Here is a 13,487-nt window from a genome sequence, read left to right as displayed (position 1 = left end):
AATTATCTTTGCCTAATTCATAGCATCATAAGAATAATCAGCAATGCCACTGTTTTCACCTTCAACAGGCATATTTCGTAAATTTAACATGCTTATTTCTTGATCTTCTAATGCTCTTAAACCACACGAACAAACTCACTTGCCAAGCCATATCGACCTAAATTAAGTTGCCGATTTATAAATTTATCAAAATGTTCGCCTAATGTTACGCTCGTATTTTTAACCATTAAAAAACCTTGTTAATACCAACATAGTTTTAATGATGATATAAAAAAAGGGTCTATCGCATCACGATAGACCCTTTTTAAATTCAATCAGCGTAAATTACATTAAGCCAAACGCTTTTGGTAAAAATTCACTGATAGCTGGAATATAAGTTACCAATAATAATGCTAAGAACATTACAGCATAGAGTGGCAACATCGGTTTAATAATTTTGTCGATGGTGGTGTTACCAACCGAGCAGCCTACAAAGAGCACAGAGCCCACTGGTGGCGAACAAAGGCCTATTGATAGGTTAAGTACCATCATAACACCAAAGTGAATTGGCGACATGCCTAAGCTCTCGGCAATTGGTAAGAAAATTGGCGTGAAAATTAGTACCGCAGGAGTCATATCCATAAAAGCACCCACCACAATTAATATTAAATTAATAATTAATAAAATAATTAATGGGTTTTCACTAATGGTTAATAACGCGCTACTGATGGTTTCAGGTATGTTTTCATAAGATAACATCCAAGACATCGCCGAAGAAGCAGCAATTAACAACATAACAATAGCTGTGATCTCACCTGCTTTAATAAAAATACCTGCTAATTGAGATACTTTTACTTCACGGTAAATACCAACCGATAATAGTAAAGAATATAAAACCGCTATCGCGCCTGCTTCTGTCGCGGTAAAAATACCACCAACAATACCACCAATAATAATGAAAATAAGGGTTAATGCTGGAATAGCATCAGCTACTTTTCTAACCACAATTCCCATAGGTAAACGTGGGCCTTTCGGGTAGCCTTTTCTAACTGAATAAATAGCACAAACAGCCATTAAAAATAATGACACTAAAATACCTGGTAAGTAACCCGCAACAAATAACGCTGAAACCGAAACACCACCACTAGCAATAGCATAAACAATTAAAATATTACTCGGTGGAATGATCATACCGGTAGTTGCTGCTGTTGCCGTTACCGCAGTAGAAAAGTTTTTATCGTAGCCTTTTTTCTCCATTTCAGGGATCATAAAGCTACCAATAGCACTGGTTGCCGCGACAGCTGAACCAGAAATACTACCAAATAAAGTACAAGATAAAACGTTAACTAACGCTAAGCCACCTGGTAACATGCCAATTAATGCCATGGCACATTCGATAAGCCGCCGTGCAACACCACCTTGTCCCATCAACAAACCCGATAATATAAAAAACGGTATTGCTAATAACGAGAAACTATCTAAACCACCTGACATACGTTGAGCTAAGGTAGTTACCGCCGGTAAAAAGTCAATACTGTAAAGCATGGCAGAAAATGTTGCCAAACCAATACAAAACGACACAGGTACGTTAAGGAAAAGTAATCCAAAAAATACGCAAATTAATATTAAGCCACTTAATTCCATTAGACATTTACCTCATCATGCTTTTGCTCAACAACTTTACCCGCTTTGATCAGCTGGGCTATTTCGTTAATTGCATAAATACTCATAAAAATACCTGATAAAGGCACCACGCTGTAGATGTAGCCCATTTTAACTTCTAAAACCGGTGATAATTGCACTGGGTCAAAGGTCATTAACATTAAGTTAATACCACCAACAGCCATTACCACTGAGGCAAAAATTAACACCATACAATGAATAAAAATTTCCGTTATCCATTTAGGTTTAGCATTCATTTTTTCCGTTAAAATATTCAAACTTAAATGTGACTTCATTCGGTAACAATAAGCCGCACCTAACATACCAATCCAGATAAGCAAAAAGCGTGAAATTTCACCTGAGCCTGAACTTGGATCTGCCAGAACATGACGAGAGAATACTTGCCATGAAACCACAGCAATAACTAGCAACATAAACAGTGCTAATAATGATTTGATCAGATTATCAATAGTCGAAATAATAAATTGCATTATTTATCTCCTGCCATAGCACCAATACGTTCAATATATTGACCAATTTTTGAGCCTTTATATTGTGCATGAATAGGTTTAACCGCTTCAATAAACGGCGCTTTATCGGGGTACGTTACAACAACACCAGCTTTGGTAACTTCACTTAACGCAAACTCTTCTGCTGCATGCCATAATTGCTTTTGTTTTACTACGGCATCGGCCATTGCTTGATTTAACCAAACTTTTTGTTGCTCGGTTAACGAGTCGTAAATATGTTTACTGGCAACAACAACGTCAGGAATTGAGGTGTGTTCATTGATGGAATAAAACTTACAAACTTCATAATGACGTGATAAATGAAATGAAGGTGGGTTGTTTTCAGCGCCATCAACTACCCCTTGTTGTAAAGCGGCATATAATTCACCCCATGATAATGGTGTCGCGGCACCACCGTATGCGCCAACCATTTTCACAGCGTTTTGGCTGTTCATTACTCGAATTTTTTTACCAACAACATCAGACGGTGTATTCACTGACTTATCACAAACATAAAAGCTACGGCTACCGGCATCCATATACCCTAAGCCCACTAAATGTGATGCCGTAATTGATGATAAAATTTCTTTACCAACATCGCCACCTAACACTTGCCATAAATGATCTTTACTTTGAAAAACATAAGGCACACCAAATACTCGCATATCATCAGCAAAGCCTTCTAAGGTAGCTGCCGAAACTTTGGTCATAGCTAAACTACCAATTTGCAATAACTCAACCATTTGACGTTCAGAGCCAAGCTGACCACTAGGGTATAGTTTGATTTCCATGGTGCCGTTAGAGTAAACATTTAGGCGTTCAGCCATATGTTCAAGAGCTTTGTGGACAGAGTGTTTCGTATCTAAGGTATGTCCAACCCTAAGAACAACTTGGCTGTTTTTTTCACCACATGCAGATAAGAAAACTGCAGACAGTGAATACAACATTAGGAATATATATCGCTTCACATGAACCCCCGACCTTTATTTTTATTGTTTAATTTTACTGTACTTTAAAAACTAACTTACCACGCTCTATAGCGCTAAAAGAAAGCCATCAAGATGCATGTATTGATGGCCTCTTAAAAGCCGACATCGTAACGAAGCCGGCATTTAATCTTTACTCAATAAAAATTATCGAGCTAACCAGCCACCATCAACCGCTAGTACATGACCATTAACATAATCACTTGCTTGGCTTGCTAAATAAACCGCAGTACCCGCTAATTGCTCAGGTAAGCCCCACTCGCCAGCTGGAATACGTTTTTGAATATCTGCACAACGCTCTGGGTTATCTTGTAATGCTTGTGTGTTATCTGTTCTGAAATAACCAGGTGCTATCGCATTTACTTGAATATTAGAATTTGCCCACTCGTTTGCTAAAGCTTTAGTAATACCAGCAACGGCATGTTTACTTGCTGTATAAGCTGGTACTGTCATACCACCTGAGTATGAAAGCATTGAAGCAATATTAATAATTTTACCTGCTTTACGCGTTAACATATCTTTACCCGCTAATTGGCTTAATTGGAATAAAGCATTTAAGTTAACATCAATAACTTTGCGGAATTCTTCCATTGGATATTCATGAGCTGGGAAGCGAGAAATTGTGCCGCCGTTGTTAACTAACACATCAATTTGGCCATTAATCGCAACCGCATCTTGGTACAACTTAGTTACCGCTGCTTCATCTGATAAATCAGCCGCTAAACCATGGGCAACACCACCCGCTTCTTTAATCAAAGCTTCAGTAGCATCTGTACCACCCGCTCTTGAAGCACAACAAATTACCGTTGCGCCTGCTTTTGCTAAACCTAAAGCAATTGCTTGCCCTAAACCACGGCTTGCGCCAGTAACTAATGCAGTTTTACCTGCTAATGAAAACGTTTCTAAATAATTACTCATTTTCTTTCCTATTAATTGAACGGCTGCTGACTTAAAACATCAGCAGCAAATAAAATATTACTGTTTATTTAAAATCAGCTAAGTATTGTTGCCATTGCGCTAAGCTAGTAATTGCGCCCGCTTTTTTCCAGCCATAACCAGAGTGGTAGGTAATTTGACCATTAGCATCCGTTTTAGCAACAAATAGTGCATGACCTTTATCTTTCACACCATTACTAAGAATAGTTTCTTGCGAGATAATACGGCTAGGATCTAACTTAACCCCTGTACCTAATTCACTATCACCCAATTTTTCCCATGCAGCTAACCAACCTTGTTTCAGATCATAAGAAACTTTAGCTAATTCATCATGCGTAGTTACACCAAGGGTAATGGGCAAATTAGCCGCTAACTCGCCGTTTTTCCAAAATGTTGATTTTGCTTCAAACAAACGCTTGCCTAATTCAATGGTAATTTGCTTTTCTTCTTTATAGCGATCGCCTGCTACGTTATTTTCATAAGTTAAAACAAATACGGTTTTTTCTGGCGTTGATGAAATAATTTTATATGCGGTAAACGTTTCTAAACCAACACGCTCACCATTAAGCCATAACGACGTACCACCACAGCCCGCTGAAGAACCTACGTGATAGTTATCTAAACCTTCACCATGATCATCATGATAAGAAAGCTTTACTTCTGCTTCTAACGCTTGGTAATACCATTTATTAATAATTGGGTAATCAACACGCTTTAACCAACAATCAATACCGGCATTCTCAGCACCCGCTCGGTTAGCAGGGCCATAAGCACGAAAGGCGATAACGTCATTTTCCCAAGCAAAATCATCTTTACGCTCTGGAACAAAACGTGCGTAAGTAGCAGGAGTGGCTTGTGTACTAGCCGATTTCACTGCAACGTCACTCGACTCAGAAGTATTCACTGAACAAGCTTGAATCCCTAAACCTAGGCAAAGCACGGCTATTGTATGATTGAGTTTCAACATTTCAATTTCTCTCTTTTGGTCTATTAACTTTAGCGGTTATTTACTATTTAACCGCTAAACATATTAATTATTTACTATAAGAAAAACGCAGCAATTGCTTAGCGTAAATCAGTTTTTGCAATATGATCCATATCATCAAAACGCTGGTTTTCACCACCCATTGCCCAGCAGAAATTATAGGCTTTTGTGCCACAACCTGAGTGAATTGACCACATCGGTGAAACAATCGCTTGTTGGTTATGAACCGCAATATGACGCGTTTCTTCTTGTGGCCCCATAAAATGGAAAACAGCATTTTCTTCTGGTACATCAAAATACATATACACTTCAGTTCTACGCTCATGAGTATGTGCCGGCATCGTATTCCAAACACTACCTGGTTTTAAGCTAGTAAAACCCATCACTAATTGGCACGACTGAACACCTTTAGGGTGAATATATTGATAAATAGTACGTTCATTTGAATCTTCTAATGAACCTAAGTGCAGAGGATTAGCATCTTGTTGTGCAATATGAGTCGTTGGGTACTCAGCATGTGCAGGGTAGCTAACAATATAAAATTTAGCCGGTTGTGCAGCATCAGCACTGCTAAATTTAACTTCTTCTGAACCACGGCTAATGTACAAACAATCAAGGTTAGCCATTGAATATTCAGTACCATCAACAGTTACAGTACCAGCAGCACCAATATTTAATACACCTACTTCACGGCGTTGACAAAAATAATCTGCCGCTAATTCAGCACCCGCAGTTAATACTAATTCTTTTGAAGTAGGAACCGCTGAACCAAGAATGCTACGCTCTACTTCACAGTAAACTAATTCAATTTGATCTTCAGGGAATAAGCTATCAAATAAAAACGCATCTCTTAACTCTTGCGTATTCATGCGGCTATATTCATTTTTACCTACGGTATATCTAACTTTCATAATATTTAACTTCTCAATTTGTTAACGCCAAACTCAATTATTACAACAACATCGTCATAACAACGGAGTTATTTAAATTTTTTCTGATACGAAAAAACGCTTCGTATGTTCTTCAGCTGCTCGTTTGTTAGCTTGTTCTATAAACAAACTTGCAACTTCGCTTTATCTATAAAGAAACAATCCCAAGTCATACTACAAGTCAGCACAAATGTCGTCAATTGCAATAATCTACAGATAAATTACAATATAACGAAACAGATAACTTTAGGTGCTTTATGTCAACATTAACAAACTCACCACATATCTTGCTGGCATTATCACGATATGACTACAGAATACACCGCAGTATTGCTAAGTTTGCTGCGAAGAATAATTGGCATTTAAACTGTGAAATGGCTATTACCGGTAGGCTGCCAAAAGACTGGCAAGGTGATGGCATTATCACCATGTTGTCTGATAATGAAGAGTTAATTGATTTTGTTTTAAACTCAAACGTGCCCATTGTTGACTTGTCGATCATGCGAGATGATATTCCAGCTCATCGAGTTACAGCCGATAATTCTAGTATTGGCAAACTAGCTGGTGAGTATTTTCTTGCTCGTGGTTACCGACATTTTGCTTTTTATGCCACTACCCACAATAAGGTACCTGGGATCCGACGCGATCATTATTTTCAAACAGTACAAAAACATGCTCAAACCATTTTAGACTGGAGTATTAGTGGCACTAGGGATGACTGGGAGCAAAAAATTTCCACCTTAAAACAACATTTATTAGCCTCGCCATTACCTATTGCTGTGTTTGCTGCGAATGATCCCGATGCAAGTATTGTTTTAGATGCTTGCTTAAAAGCGGATTTAAAAGTGCCTGAACAAGTGGCTATTTTAGGGGTTGATAATAATACCCTGATCACCGAATCACTTCAGGTGCCACTATCAAGTATTAATCACGATGTTGAACGTTTAGGCTATGAAGGTGCGCAATTATTGCAGCAACTAATATTGAAAAAAAATGTCGATAATACGGTGAAACAGATCTTACCAACGGGGATCACAACACGCCGTAGTACTGACTATTTAGCGGTAAATGATGAACTGGTAAAAAATGCCTTAAATTATATGGAATTGCATTACAGCAACGCTAAATTTTCTGTTGATAAAATTGCTGAATATTGCCAAGTTTCTCGTAGAACATTAGATAAAAGGTTTAAAAGCCAACTTGACCATAGTACGCATGTTGAACTCAATAATATGCGCTTACGTGCGGCAAATAAGTTGTTAATTGAAAGCCAGCAATCCGTTTTACAAATATCGAATGACTGTGGTTTTAATACTCCGCAATATTTTAATCTTATCTTCCGGCAACATATGGGGATAACTCCACTCGCTTATCGGAAAAAGTTTCAATAAACAAGGAATATGCAGTGCCTAACGCTTGTCACCACGCAGCAGATTAGGCAAACTATAGCCCACTATTTTTCAAGCTAATGATAAAAATTTATGACAACCTCAACAACAGCGATTAAGCAAATTACTCAAATGCTATCCATGCAAGATGCTATGAACTCACGCGTAAGTGAAACATGGCGTGACAATAATTATGAATGGTATCGTGCAATTTGGGTGGAATGTGCCGAAATGCTTGATCATCATGGTTGGAAATGGTGGAAGCATCAAGAAATTGACGTTGCCCAAGTTCAACTTGAATTAGTCGATATTTTCCATTTTGGTTTAAGCTTACGATTAATGACGGGTGCGTCTGTTGAATCAATTGCCCAGCAATTAGCCAGTGAAGTTGTTACTCGTTCAACACAAACAGATTTTAAATTAGCACTTGAACAATTAGCCTCAGCAGCCGTGACCGAACGCTCATTTTCAGGCACGGCTTTTGCCGATTGTTTAGCTTTAATCGACATGGATTTAAATGAGTTATTTCGTCAATATGTTGGTAAAAACACCTTAAATTTCTTCCGCCAAGATCATGGTTATAAAGACGGCAGCTATATCAAAGTATGGCATGGTGAAGAAGACAACGAAGTATTAGCCAAGATCGTTAATGAACTTGACCCAAGTGCTGATGACTTTCAACAACAGTTATACCAAGCATTAGAAGCTAAATACCCAAGCTAATTTTATTTAGTTTAATAACATAAAAACCGCTTGCTTTAGTAATTAAACAAGCGGCTTTTTTATTTTATAAACTTAACCATTAAGAATTAATGGTACAAGGCATTAAAAATATTCACAAAACTTGAATTCATATTGATATTGATCGGCACACTGAGCTTTCTCGCAATATCACTTGCGGAAATAATGCCACGGATCATATGACGATCTCGTTCAACCACAATACAATGTTGTTGCCCTCTTTTTTGTAATGTTTCAACCACATCATTTATCGTAGATTTTTGCAAATCATCAAAAGAAAACGCCTTTAACTGATTGCGTGTTTGCATAAAGTCAGCCACGGTTAAGTTAGCCCGCGCCATACCATTAACTTCTCGCTTGATCATTTCTTGCAAGTTTAAATCATCTAAACTAACAACTCCTAAAAAATGGTTATCATCAACCACCACCAATAGCCTGGCATGGGCATTCATCATTAACGCTTCGGCATCAACAGCTGAAGTTGTTACATCAACAACAATAGGATTGATTTGTTCAAAATCAGTAAAAATAGTGAGTGCAGGTGAAGATAAATCAATGCCACTTTCTTGTGGCCATGCTAATTCATCAATTGGTTCAAGATCACATAGTGCTAAATTTTTCATAATTAACTACCTAAATTTTTTGCTAGTTAACAATGCTATTAACGATGAATAGGCTCAATCGAATAGTCATGCATTGTTAATAAAAGCATCTAATACAAAACAGAGTATTTAACAGAGTAAATACCCGATTACTTACGAGATAAATTAAGCGTTAATTGATGGCGGGGCTCTAATTGCCCAAATACTATGTGGGTTATTACTATAAGGTGTTTGATAAGCGGCACATTTAAACGTGTTACCATAAATAAATGAGCTGTCAGATTTTGTGCTTGAACAGAAAAAGTCGACATCTATTTCAGTAGCTGCATTGTCTTGTTCACTGTCAATTAGATACAAGCTATTATAGCTTAATGTTGTATTCTCAAATGCCGCAGCATTTAAAGAACCCCCCAATAAACTAAAGGTAAGAATAAGCGTGATAAAAAATTGAGACATTGGCTTACTTAATAAGACGAAGCACATACCTAGGTTATAGTACGAATAACACGGTAGTGCAATATATTACTCAGGGCTATTTGTAAAAAAATATATCTAAATAACTGAATTTCTTAGCCCAAGTTTAGGTTAAATTAATTAACATTTATTATTCCTCATGACCTGACGCCATGGCATAAAAAGTGCTTTATTCAAGTACAAAACTAAACCGTCAATTTTTTGTACCTCACAATCTGTGTATCGTACTTGGAGATGTCTATGGAACTTATACTTTTTGCCATGATCAGCTTAATTGTTATTGTTGCGCTTTTAGCAAGCCGATTAAATGACAACAGCTTTCCTTTTCCTTTCGATCAAAAAAATACCGTATTTACTGCCGCAGAAAAAAACTTTCATACGCTGCTTGAACAAGCCGTTGGACCAAATTTTCGGGTATTAAATCGCGTCAAACTTGCTGATATCGTATCGATTAGAAATGGTGTCTCGCAACGCACTAGCCAAGCGGCACTGAATAATGCCAATAATAAATATTTAGATTTTGTTATTTGTGACCGTAATACCATGAAGTTATACGGCACTATCGACTTAGTTGACAGTAACGGCAAAGGTTACAAAATTAAGAAAGATTGGTTTGTTAGTGGCGCATTAGAAGCTGCTTCAATTCCTCACTTAAGGATCAAAGTTAAAAGCACTTATACCCTAGATGAAATACGCGCTTGTATACATAGTAAGTTCTTGAAAAATTCAGCGCCAATGCCAAAAATAAAAGGCAGCATTATTCCTGCGCCATTAGTCAAAGCTCGACCAAAAGCCGTACGTGAAACCGGTGTGGTAGCGCCATCAGCAATTACAGCAGCCAAAACACAACCGAGTTTAATGAACCGTATCAAAAACGCGCAACAAGCAGCACTACCGCATTAAACGGTTAGTACATCATTATGGTTACATATTAAGGGCTAATTTAAGCCCTTTTTTACGCAAAAGCCCCTAATAACGCTAAAGATTATTCTTAATATTCAGGTTATAATCGCTCGCAATTCACTTTTAATTTTTTAGGTATTTACATGAAAGCTGGCATTATTGGTGCGATGGAACCAGAAGTCGCAATTCTTAAAGCAAAACTTCAAAACCCAAGTTCACAAACCATTGCAGGTTATGAATTTCATCAAGGGCAATTAAATAATCAAGATGTGGTTATTGTACAATCTGGCATTGGTAAAGTAGCCGCAGCATTAGCAACAGCACTATTGATAGATAAGTTTCAGCCTGATTATGTGGTAAATACTGGCTCTGCTGGTGGTTTTGAGCAAAGCTTGAAAGTGGGCGATATAGTGATCAGCTCAGAAGTACGTTATCACGACGTTAATGTTACTGCTTTTGGTTATGAAATAGGTCAATTACCGGGTAATCCTGCGGCATATATGCCACATCCAACCTTAGTTGCAGCTGCCAAATCAGGAATTGAACAATTAACCAACATTCAAACCTTAGTGGGTTTAATCACCACTGGCGATACCTTTATGACCGCCGATGATGATATTGCTAAAGCACGAGCAAATTTTCCAACCATGGCCGCCGTTGAAATGGAAGGTGCTGCTATAGCACAAACCTGTCATCAATTTAACGTGCCATTTGTAGTTATTCGTTCAATGTCTGATATTGCCGGTAAAGAATCACCCACTTCATTTGAAGCCTATTTAGAAACAGCCTCAGTAAATTCATCACAATTGGTGTTGAATATGCTTGATGCACTGGCTAATAAAACTTTAGATTAATAAAATGGATTTAGCTTTTTCAAACCTCTCAGCTTTTAGCAACCAAGTATGGTTATTAGCTTTTGTGATCGTTTTGAAATGGCTAATTACCCGTTTTACTTCATTAAACAGTTTTCAGTTTTTTCGTTTTTATTGTCAGCAATTAGCATTAAAAGTAAATAAAACTGAAAACAGTAATAACCAGCGCATTATTGCTGGTGGTTTATCCTTAACCATCACCTTAACGACCTTAGTTGTTATGCTCTGGTTATTTGAAGATTTCATTGAAGTACTTTGGTTATGGCAAGGCTTATTATTATTTTTTGCCCTTGATGGTTTTCATTTAGGGCGAACGGGTAAAAGCTTTGCCAAAGCACTTGTTGCGAATAATAAATACCAAGCCAAACAACTCATTCAACCTTTAGTGCTGCGAGATTGCGAACAACTTTCTATTATGGGGTTGAGTAAAGCTTTTCTTGAAATGCACATCTTAAAAGTACATCAACAACTGTTAGTTAGCAGTTTTTTATTTTTAATATCGGGGCCGTTAACCGCGTTTAGTTATCGCTTGTTATTAGAAATGCATTACAGCTGGAACCCGAAACGATCGCACTTTGTCGAGTTTGGTAAAGTGGTCACTTTTATTGTTAATATTTTACAGTGGTTACCTGGCAGAATATTAACCTTATGCTTACTATTACTCGCTTTAAATAGCCAAACGATATTATTTTGGCGTTTAATTAAAGCGGATTTTTTCAAACTGAATAACGATATTTTGTTGAATTGTTTTGCTTTGGTTAACGGCGTTAAATTAGCCGGTGTTGCGATTTATAACAATGAAAATCAGCTTGGTGAAAAGCTTCGACGCCGTGCTTTTAATGAACAAGCACGACAACCACAAGCCAGTGATATTATTCATGCAAATCAGAAAATTGTAACGCTGTTAATCTTTATTTCAACAGCGTTAATCGGTTTTGGAGTGATCAGTTATTTACTGGGCAATTAAAGGTTGGCTACAGGATTAAACTTCAATGCCCCAACCATCGTTATAACCGTTAAATTTGGCCGACATCCGTTCAAACTCTAATTCTTGCGCAGTGATCACATCGTAATCAGGCACCATAGTAACAGTGCAATCTAAGTCCCATACATTCGGACTTTCATCGGGTTTAATGGTTAACTTAATATCAGGAAATTTTTCACGCATGTAAGCTGCCATTGCTTCAGCTTGTGCTTTTTCTTCAAATAGTTGAAAAAACACCACATCATGTTTTATTGAAAGATCAACGCCAGCGTCCGCCATATCGGCTAAAACATTGCCTGTTTCATCATTTGGGTACATAGATACACCGCTGCCTATTTAAAAAACGCTATTATATAGTGTTTAGCAAACTAAAAACCACATTGATTTAACTGGCACAGTGCTTTTGTTTGCCGTAATCGCGTTAAACAGTCTAAAGGCACTTCGGCAACTTGGTCACTTGTTAACTTCGCTAATTTAGCCGCGCCAATGTTATTAACAGCAATTAAACAATGTTTAGACAATTCTGGTGCCGCAATAACGGTACATTGTGAATCTGTAACACAGGTTAAATTTTCAATTATTGCTTGCTGCTGCGCTTGTTTATTATTCGCCTCAAACAACAACTCTTGATAAGCTGCCTGTTGCTCAGCTTGCTCTGCTCGCTTTAATTGATCAACCAGCTCTGTTGTTTGTTCTTCATTATTTTGTAATAACCAGCCAAGTAATAACAAAACACTTAATAATAAAACCGCCGCAATGACAACAGCTGATAGCCAACGTAACATCGATTATTTGGCCGGCTGATTAGTTGGGTACATTTTCATTATTTCAGTAATCGCCTGTTTAATTTTTTCCTGCACTTCTCTACTGTTATCACTAGATTTAACATTAAGTGGGTACTCACTTTCCCATAAGGTTCTAAAAGTTTTAGCATCTAATAAATCAATCACTAAAGTACCAATATTACGCTCTGCATCCGCTTTTGCTAATTGACGATCTTTATTGCCCTGCTGATTGCCATTAGCATTGGCTCTAGAGCGTTTTTGTCGCCCCTCTTTATCTCTACCATTTGACGGGCATGCTGGGCAAGCTGTAAATTTTCCGGTGGTATTAAATGGTTTAATCACTTCAATACCGGTTAATACATAAGCTACCATCACATCGGCTTGTTCTGGTTCACGATAAACAAAGCCTTGTTTATCAAATTCTTTTTCAATTGCTAACTCAATACTATTACGTAAGGTATCGTTAATATTTTGCTGCTCGGTAAACTTAGACGCTCTTTTAAAAATGGAATAGCTTTTAATTTCGCTAAAATCGACATTCGCTTGATGACGAATAATGGCTTGGTCTGAAGCACAAGCTGACAATAAAACAACACTTAAAATTAAATACAATCGAATAAACAACATACGCTTCCTTAAATCAAGCTATCAATGTAATGGCTTCAATTAAACATAGACTACTGACTTATCAATAAAATTCAACTTTCAAAAAAGATAATTTGTTTTCTTCAGAAATAAAAAAGCCAGCAAA

At 37.4% G+C, this 13,487-nt stretch carries 16 protein-coding genes and 1 pseudogene; 5 read left to right on the top strand and 12 right to left on the bottom strand.

The features are described 5' to 3' along the window. Positions 1-12: 12 nt before the first annotated feature. The 7 genes and pseudogenes from ACSLUO_RS01745 to kduI all read right to left on the bottom strand — a co-directional run bounded on the left by ACSLUO_RS01745 (position 13) and on the right by kduI (position 5,968). Positions 13-227, bottom strand: a pseudogene (locus ACSLUO_RS01745) (type II toxin-antitoxin system ParD family antitoxin). Between the two features lie 97 nt (positions 228-324). Beyond that, positions 325-1,623: a TRAP transporter large permease gene (locus ACSLUO_RS01740; protein WP_448245628.1), complete on the bottom strand. Its 1,299-nt coding sequence runs from the start codon at positions 1,621-1,623 to the stop codon at positions 325-327. Next, on the bottom strand, positions 1,623-2,132 hold the full coding sequence (locus ACSLUO_RS01735) for a TRAP transporter small permease (protein ID WP_448245626.1): 510 nt from the start codon (positions 2,130-2,132) through the stop codon (positions 1,623-1,625). Before ACSLUO_RS01735 ends, ACSLUO_RS01740 begins: the two co-directional genes overlap by 1 nt. Further along, positions 2,132-3,118: a TRAP transporter substrate-binding protein gene (locus tag ACSLUO_RS01730; RefSeq protein ID WP_448245624.1), complete on the bottom strand. Its 987-nt coding sequence runs from the start codon at positions 3,116-3,118 to the stop codon at positions 2,132-2,134. Before ACSLUO_RS01730 ends, ACSLUO_RS01735 begins: the two co-directional genes overlap by 1 nt. Before the next feature lie 165 nt (positions 3,119-3,283). After that, positions 3,284-4,054 carry an SDR family oxidoreductase gene (locus tag ACSLUO_RS01725; protein ID WP_448245622.1) on the bottom strand — a complete coding sequence of 257 codons (771 nt, stop codon included), beginning with the start codon at positions 4,052-4,054 and terminating at the stop codon, positions 3,284-3,286. 64 nt (positions 4,055-4,118) lie between these two features. Then, positions 4,119-5,039, bottom strand: a complete 921-nt coding sequence (locus ACSLUO_RS01720) for a DUF4861 family protein (protein ID WP_448245620.1) — start codon at positions 5,037-5,039, stop codon at positions 4,119-4,121. Positions 5,040-5,137: 98 nt separating this feature from the next. After that, the gene (gene kduI / locus ACSLUO_RS01715) at positions 5,138-5,968 is read right to left on the bottom strand and encodes a 5-dehydro-4-deoxy-D-glucuronate isomerase (protein WP_448245618.1); all 831 of its coding nucleotides are present in this window, start codon (positions 5,966-5,968) and stop codon (positions 5,138-5,140) included. A 275-nt stretch (positions 5,969-6,243) separates the two neighbouring features. Here kduI and ACSLUO_RS01710 point away from each other — a divergent pair, with 275 nt between their 5' ends. Both ACSLUO_RS01710 and ACSLUO_RS01705 read left to right on the top strand, forming a co-directional pair. Continuing rightward, the gene (locus ACSLUO_RS01710) at positions 6,244-7,377 is read left to right on the top strand and encodes a XylR family transcriptional regulator (RefSeq protein WP_448245616.1); all 1,134 of its coding nucleotides are present in this window, start codon (positions 6,244-6,246) and stop codon (positions 7,375-7,377) included. A gap of 90 nt (positions 7,378-7,467) precedes the next feature. Continuing rightward, positions 7,468-8,097: a dUTP diphosphatase gene (locus ACSLUO_RS01705; protein WP_448245614.1), complete on the top strand. Its 630-nt coding sequence runs from the start codon at positions 7,468-7,470 to the stop codon at positions 8,095-8,097. A gap of 86 nt (positions 8,098-8,183) precedes the next feature. Here ACSLUO_RS01705 and ACSLUO_RS01700 read toward each other — a convergent pair whose 3' ends face one another. Together ACSLUO_RS01700 and ACSLUO_RS01695 are read right to left on the bottom strand one after the other, a co-directional pair. Beyond that, the gene (locus ACSLUO_RS01700; RefSeq protein WP_448245612.1) at positions 8,184-8,738 is read right to left on the bottom strand and encodes a CBS domain-containing protein; all 555 of its coding nucleotides are present in this window, start codon (positions 8,736-8,738) and stop codon (positions 8,184-8,186) included. Positions 8,739-8,882: 144 nt separating this feature from the next. After that, on the bottom strand, positions 8,883-9,173 hold the full coding sequence (locus ACSLUO_RS01695; RefSeq protein WP_448245610.1) for a hypothetical protein: 291 nt from the start codon (positions 9,171-9,173) through the stop codon (positions 8,883-8,885). 258 nt (positions 9,174-9,431) lie between these two features. Between ACSLUO_RS01695 and ACSLUO_RS01690 the strand changes: the two genes are divergently transcribed. From ACSLUO_RS01690 to ACSLUO_RS01680, 3 genes are all read left to right on the top strand, one after another. After that, positions 9,432-10,094, top strand: coding sequence for a DUF2726 domain-containing protein (locus tag ACSLUO_RS01690; RefSeq protein WP_448245609.1), 663 nt, complete (start codon positions 9,432-9,434; stop codon positions 10,092-10,094). Between the two features lie 143 nt (positions 10,095-10,237). Then, the gene (gene mtnN, locus ACSLUO_RS01685; RefSeq protein WP_448245607.1) at positions 10,238-10,948 is read left to right on the top strand and encodes a 5'-methylthioadenosine/S-adenosylhomocysteine nucleosidase; all 711 of its coding nucleotides are present in this window, start codon (positions 10,238-10,240) and stop codon (positions 10,946-10,948) included. A gap of 4 nt (positions 10,949-10,952) precedes the next feature. Then, complete coding sequence (locus ACSLUO_RS01680) at positions 10,953-11,933, top strand: cobalamin biosynthesis protein (protein ID WP_448245605.1); 981 nt, start codon at positions 10,953-10,955, stop codon at positions 11,931-11,933. A 15-nt stretch (positions 11,934-11,948) separates the two neighbouring features. On the opposite strand, the gene ACSLUO_RS01675 is transcribed toward ACSLUO_RS01680, so the two are convergent. From ACSLUO_RS01675 to ACSLUO_RS01665, 3 genes are read right to left on the bottom strand one after another with little or no spacing between them, the layout of a single operon-like run. Then, the gene (locus ACSLUO_RS01675) at positions 11,949-12,269 is read right to left on the bottom strand and encodes a ribonuclease E inhibitor RraB (protein ID WP_448245603.1); all 321 of its coding nucleotides are present in this window, start codon (positions 12,267-12,269) and stop codon (positions 11,949-11,951) included. 50 nt (positions 12,270-12,319) lie between these two features. Beyond that, positions 12,320-12,736 carry a hypothetical protein gene (locus ACSLUO_RS01670; RefSeq protein ID WP_448245602.1) on the bottom strand — a complete coding sequence of 139 codons (417 nt, stop codon included), beginning with the start codon at positions 12,734-12,736 and terminating at the stop codon, positions 12,320-12,322. 3 nt (positions 12,737-12,739) lie between these two features. Beyond that, positions 12,740-13,363 carry a DUF4136 domain-containing protein gene (locus ACSLUO_RS01665; protein WP_448245600.1) on the bottom strand — a complete coding sequence of 208 codons (624 nt, stop codon included), beginning with the start codon at positions 13,361-13,363 and terminating at the stop codon, positions 12,740-12,742. Positions 13,364-13,487 lie beyond the last annotated feature (124 nt).

This window comes from Thalassotalea agariperforans (assembly GCF_053470345.1).
The sequence above is the reverse complement of the archived record's forward strand: the minus strand, read 5'-3'. Positions and strand labels throughout refer to the sequence as shown.

What these genes read in the sequence shown, in the direction of transcription:
- ACSLUO_RS01740 (WP_448245628.1), bottom strand. Translation starts at nt 1,623, where the DNA reads ATGGAATTAAGTGGCTTAATATTAATTTGCGTATTTTTTGGATTACTT.
- ACSLUO_RS01735 (WP_448245626.1), bottom strand. Translation starts at nt 2,132, where the DNA reads ATGCAATTTATTATTTCGACTATTGATAATCTGATCAAATCATTATTA.
- ACSLUO_RS01725 (WP_448245622.1), bottom strand. Translation starts at nt 4,054, where the DNA reads ATGAGTAATTATTTAGAAACGTTTTCATTAGCAGGTAAAACTGCATTA.
- ACSLUO_RS01720 (WP_448245620.1), bottom strand. Translation starts at nt 5,039, where the DNA reads ATGTTGAAACTCAATCATACAATAGCCGTGCTTTGCCTAGGTTTAGGG.
- kduI (WP_448245618.1), bottom strand. Translation starts at nt 5,968, where the DNA reads ATGAAAGTTAGATATACCGTAGGTAAAAATGAATATAGCCGCATGAAT.
- ACSLUO_RS01710 (WP_448245616.1), top strand. Translation starts at nt 6,244, where the DNA reads ATGTCAACATTAACAAACTCACCACATATCTTGCTGGCATTATCACGA.
- ACSLUO_RS01705 (WP_448245614.1), top strand. Translation starts at nt 7,468, where the DNA reads ATGACAACCTCAACAACAGCGATTAAGCAAATTACTCAAATGCTATCC.
- ACSLUO_RS01700 (WP_448245612.1), bottom strand. Translation starts at nt 8,738, where the DNA reads ATGAAAAATTTAGCACTATGTGATCTTGAACCAATTGATGAATTAGCA.
- ACSLUO_RS01695 (WP_448245610.1), bottom strand. Translation starts at nt 9,173, where the DNA reads ATGTCTCAATTTTTTATCACGCTTATTCTTACCTTTAGTTTATTGGGG.
- ACSLUO_RS01690 (WP_448245609.1), top strand. Translation starts at nt 9,432, where the DNA reads ATGGAACTTATACTTTTTGCCATGATCAGCTTAATTGTTATTGTTGCG.
- mtnN (WP_448245607.1), top strand. Translation starts at nt 10,238, where the DNA reads ATGAAAGCTGGCATTATTGGTGCGATGGAACCAGAAGTCGCAATTCTT.
- ACSLUO_RS01680 (WP_448245605.1), top strand. Translation starts at nt 10,953, where the DNA reads ATGGATTTAGCTTTTTCAAACCTCTCAGCTTTTAGCAACCAAGTATGG.
- ACSLUO_RS01675 (WP_448245603.1), bottom strand. Translation starts at nt 12,269, where the DNA reads ATGTACCCAAATGATGAAACAGGCAATGTTTTAGCCGATATGGCGGAC.
- ACSLUO_RS01670 (WP_448245602.1), bottom strand. Translation starts at nt 12,736, where the DNA reads ATGTTACGTTGGCTATCAGCTGTTGTCATTGCGGCGGTTTTATTATTA.
- ACSLUO_RS01665 (WP_448245600.1), bottom strand. Translation starts at nt 13,363, where the DNA reads ATGTTGTTTATTCGATTGTATTTAATTTTAAGTGTTGTTTTATTGTCA.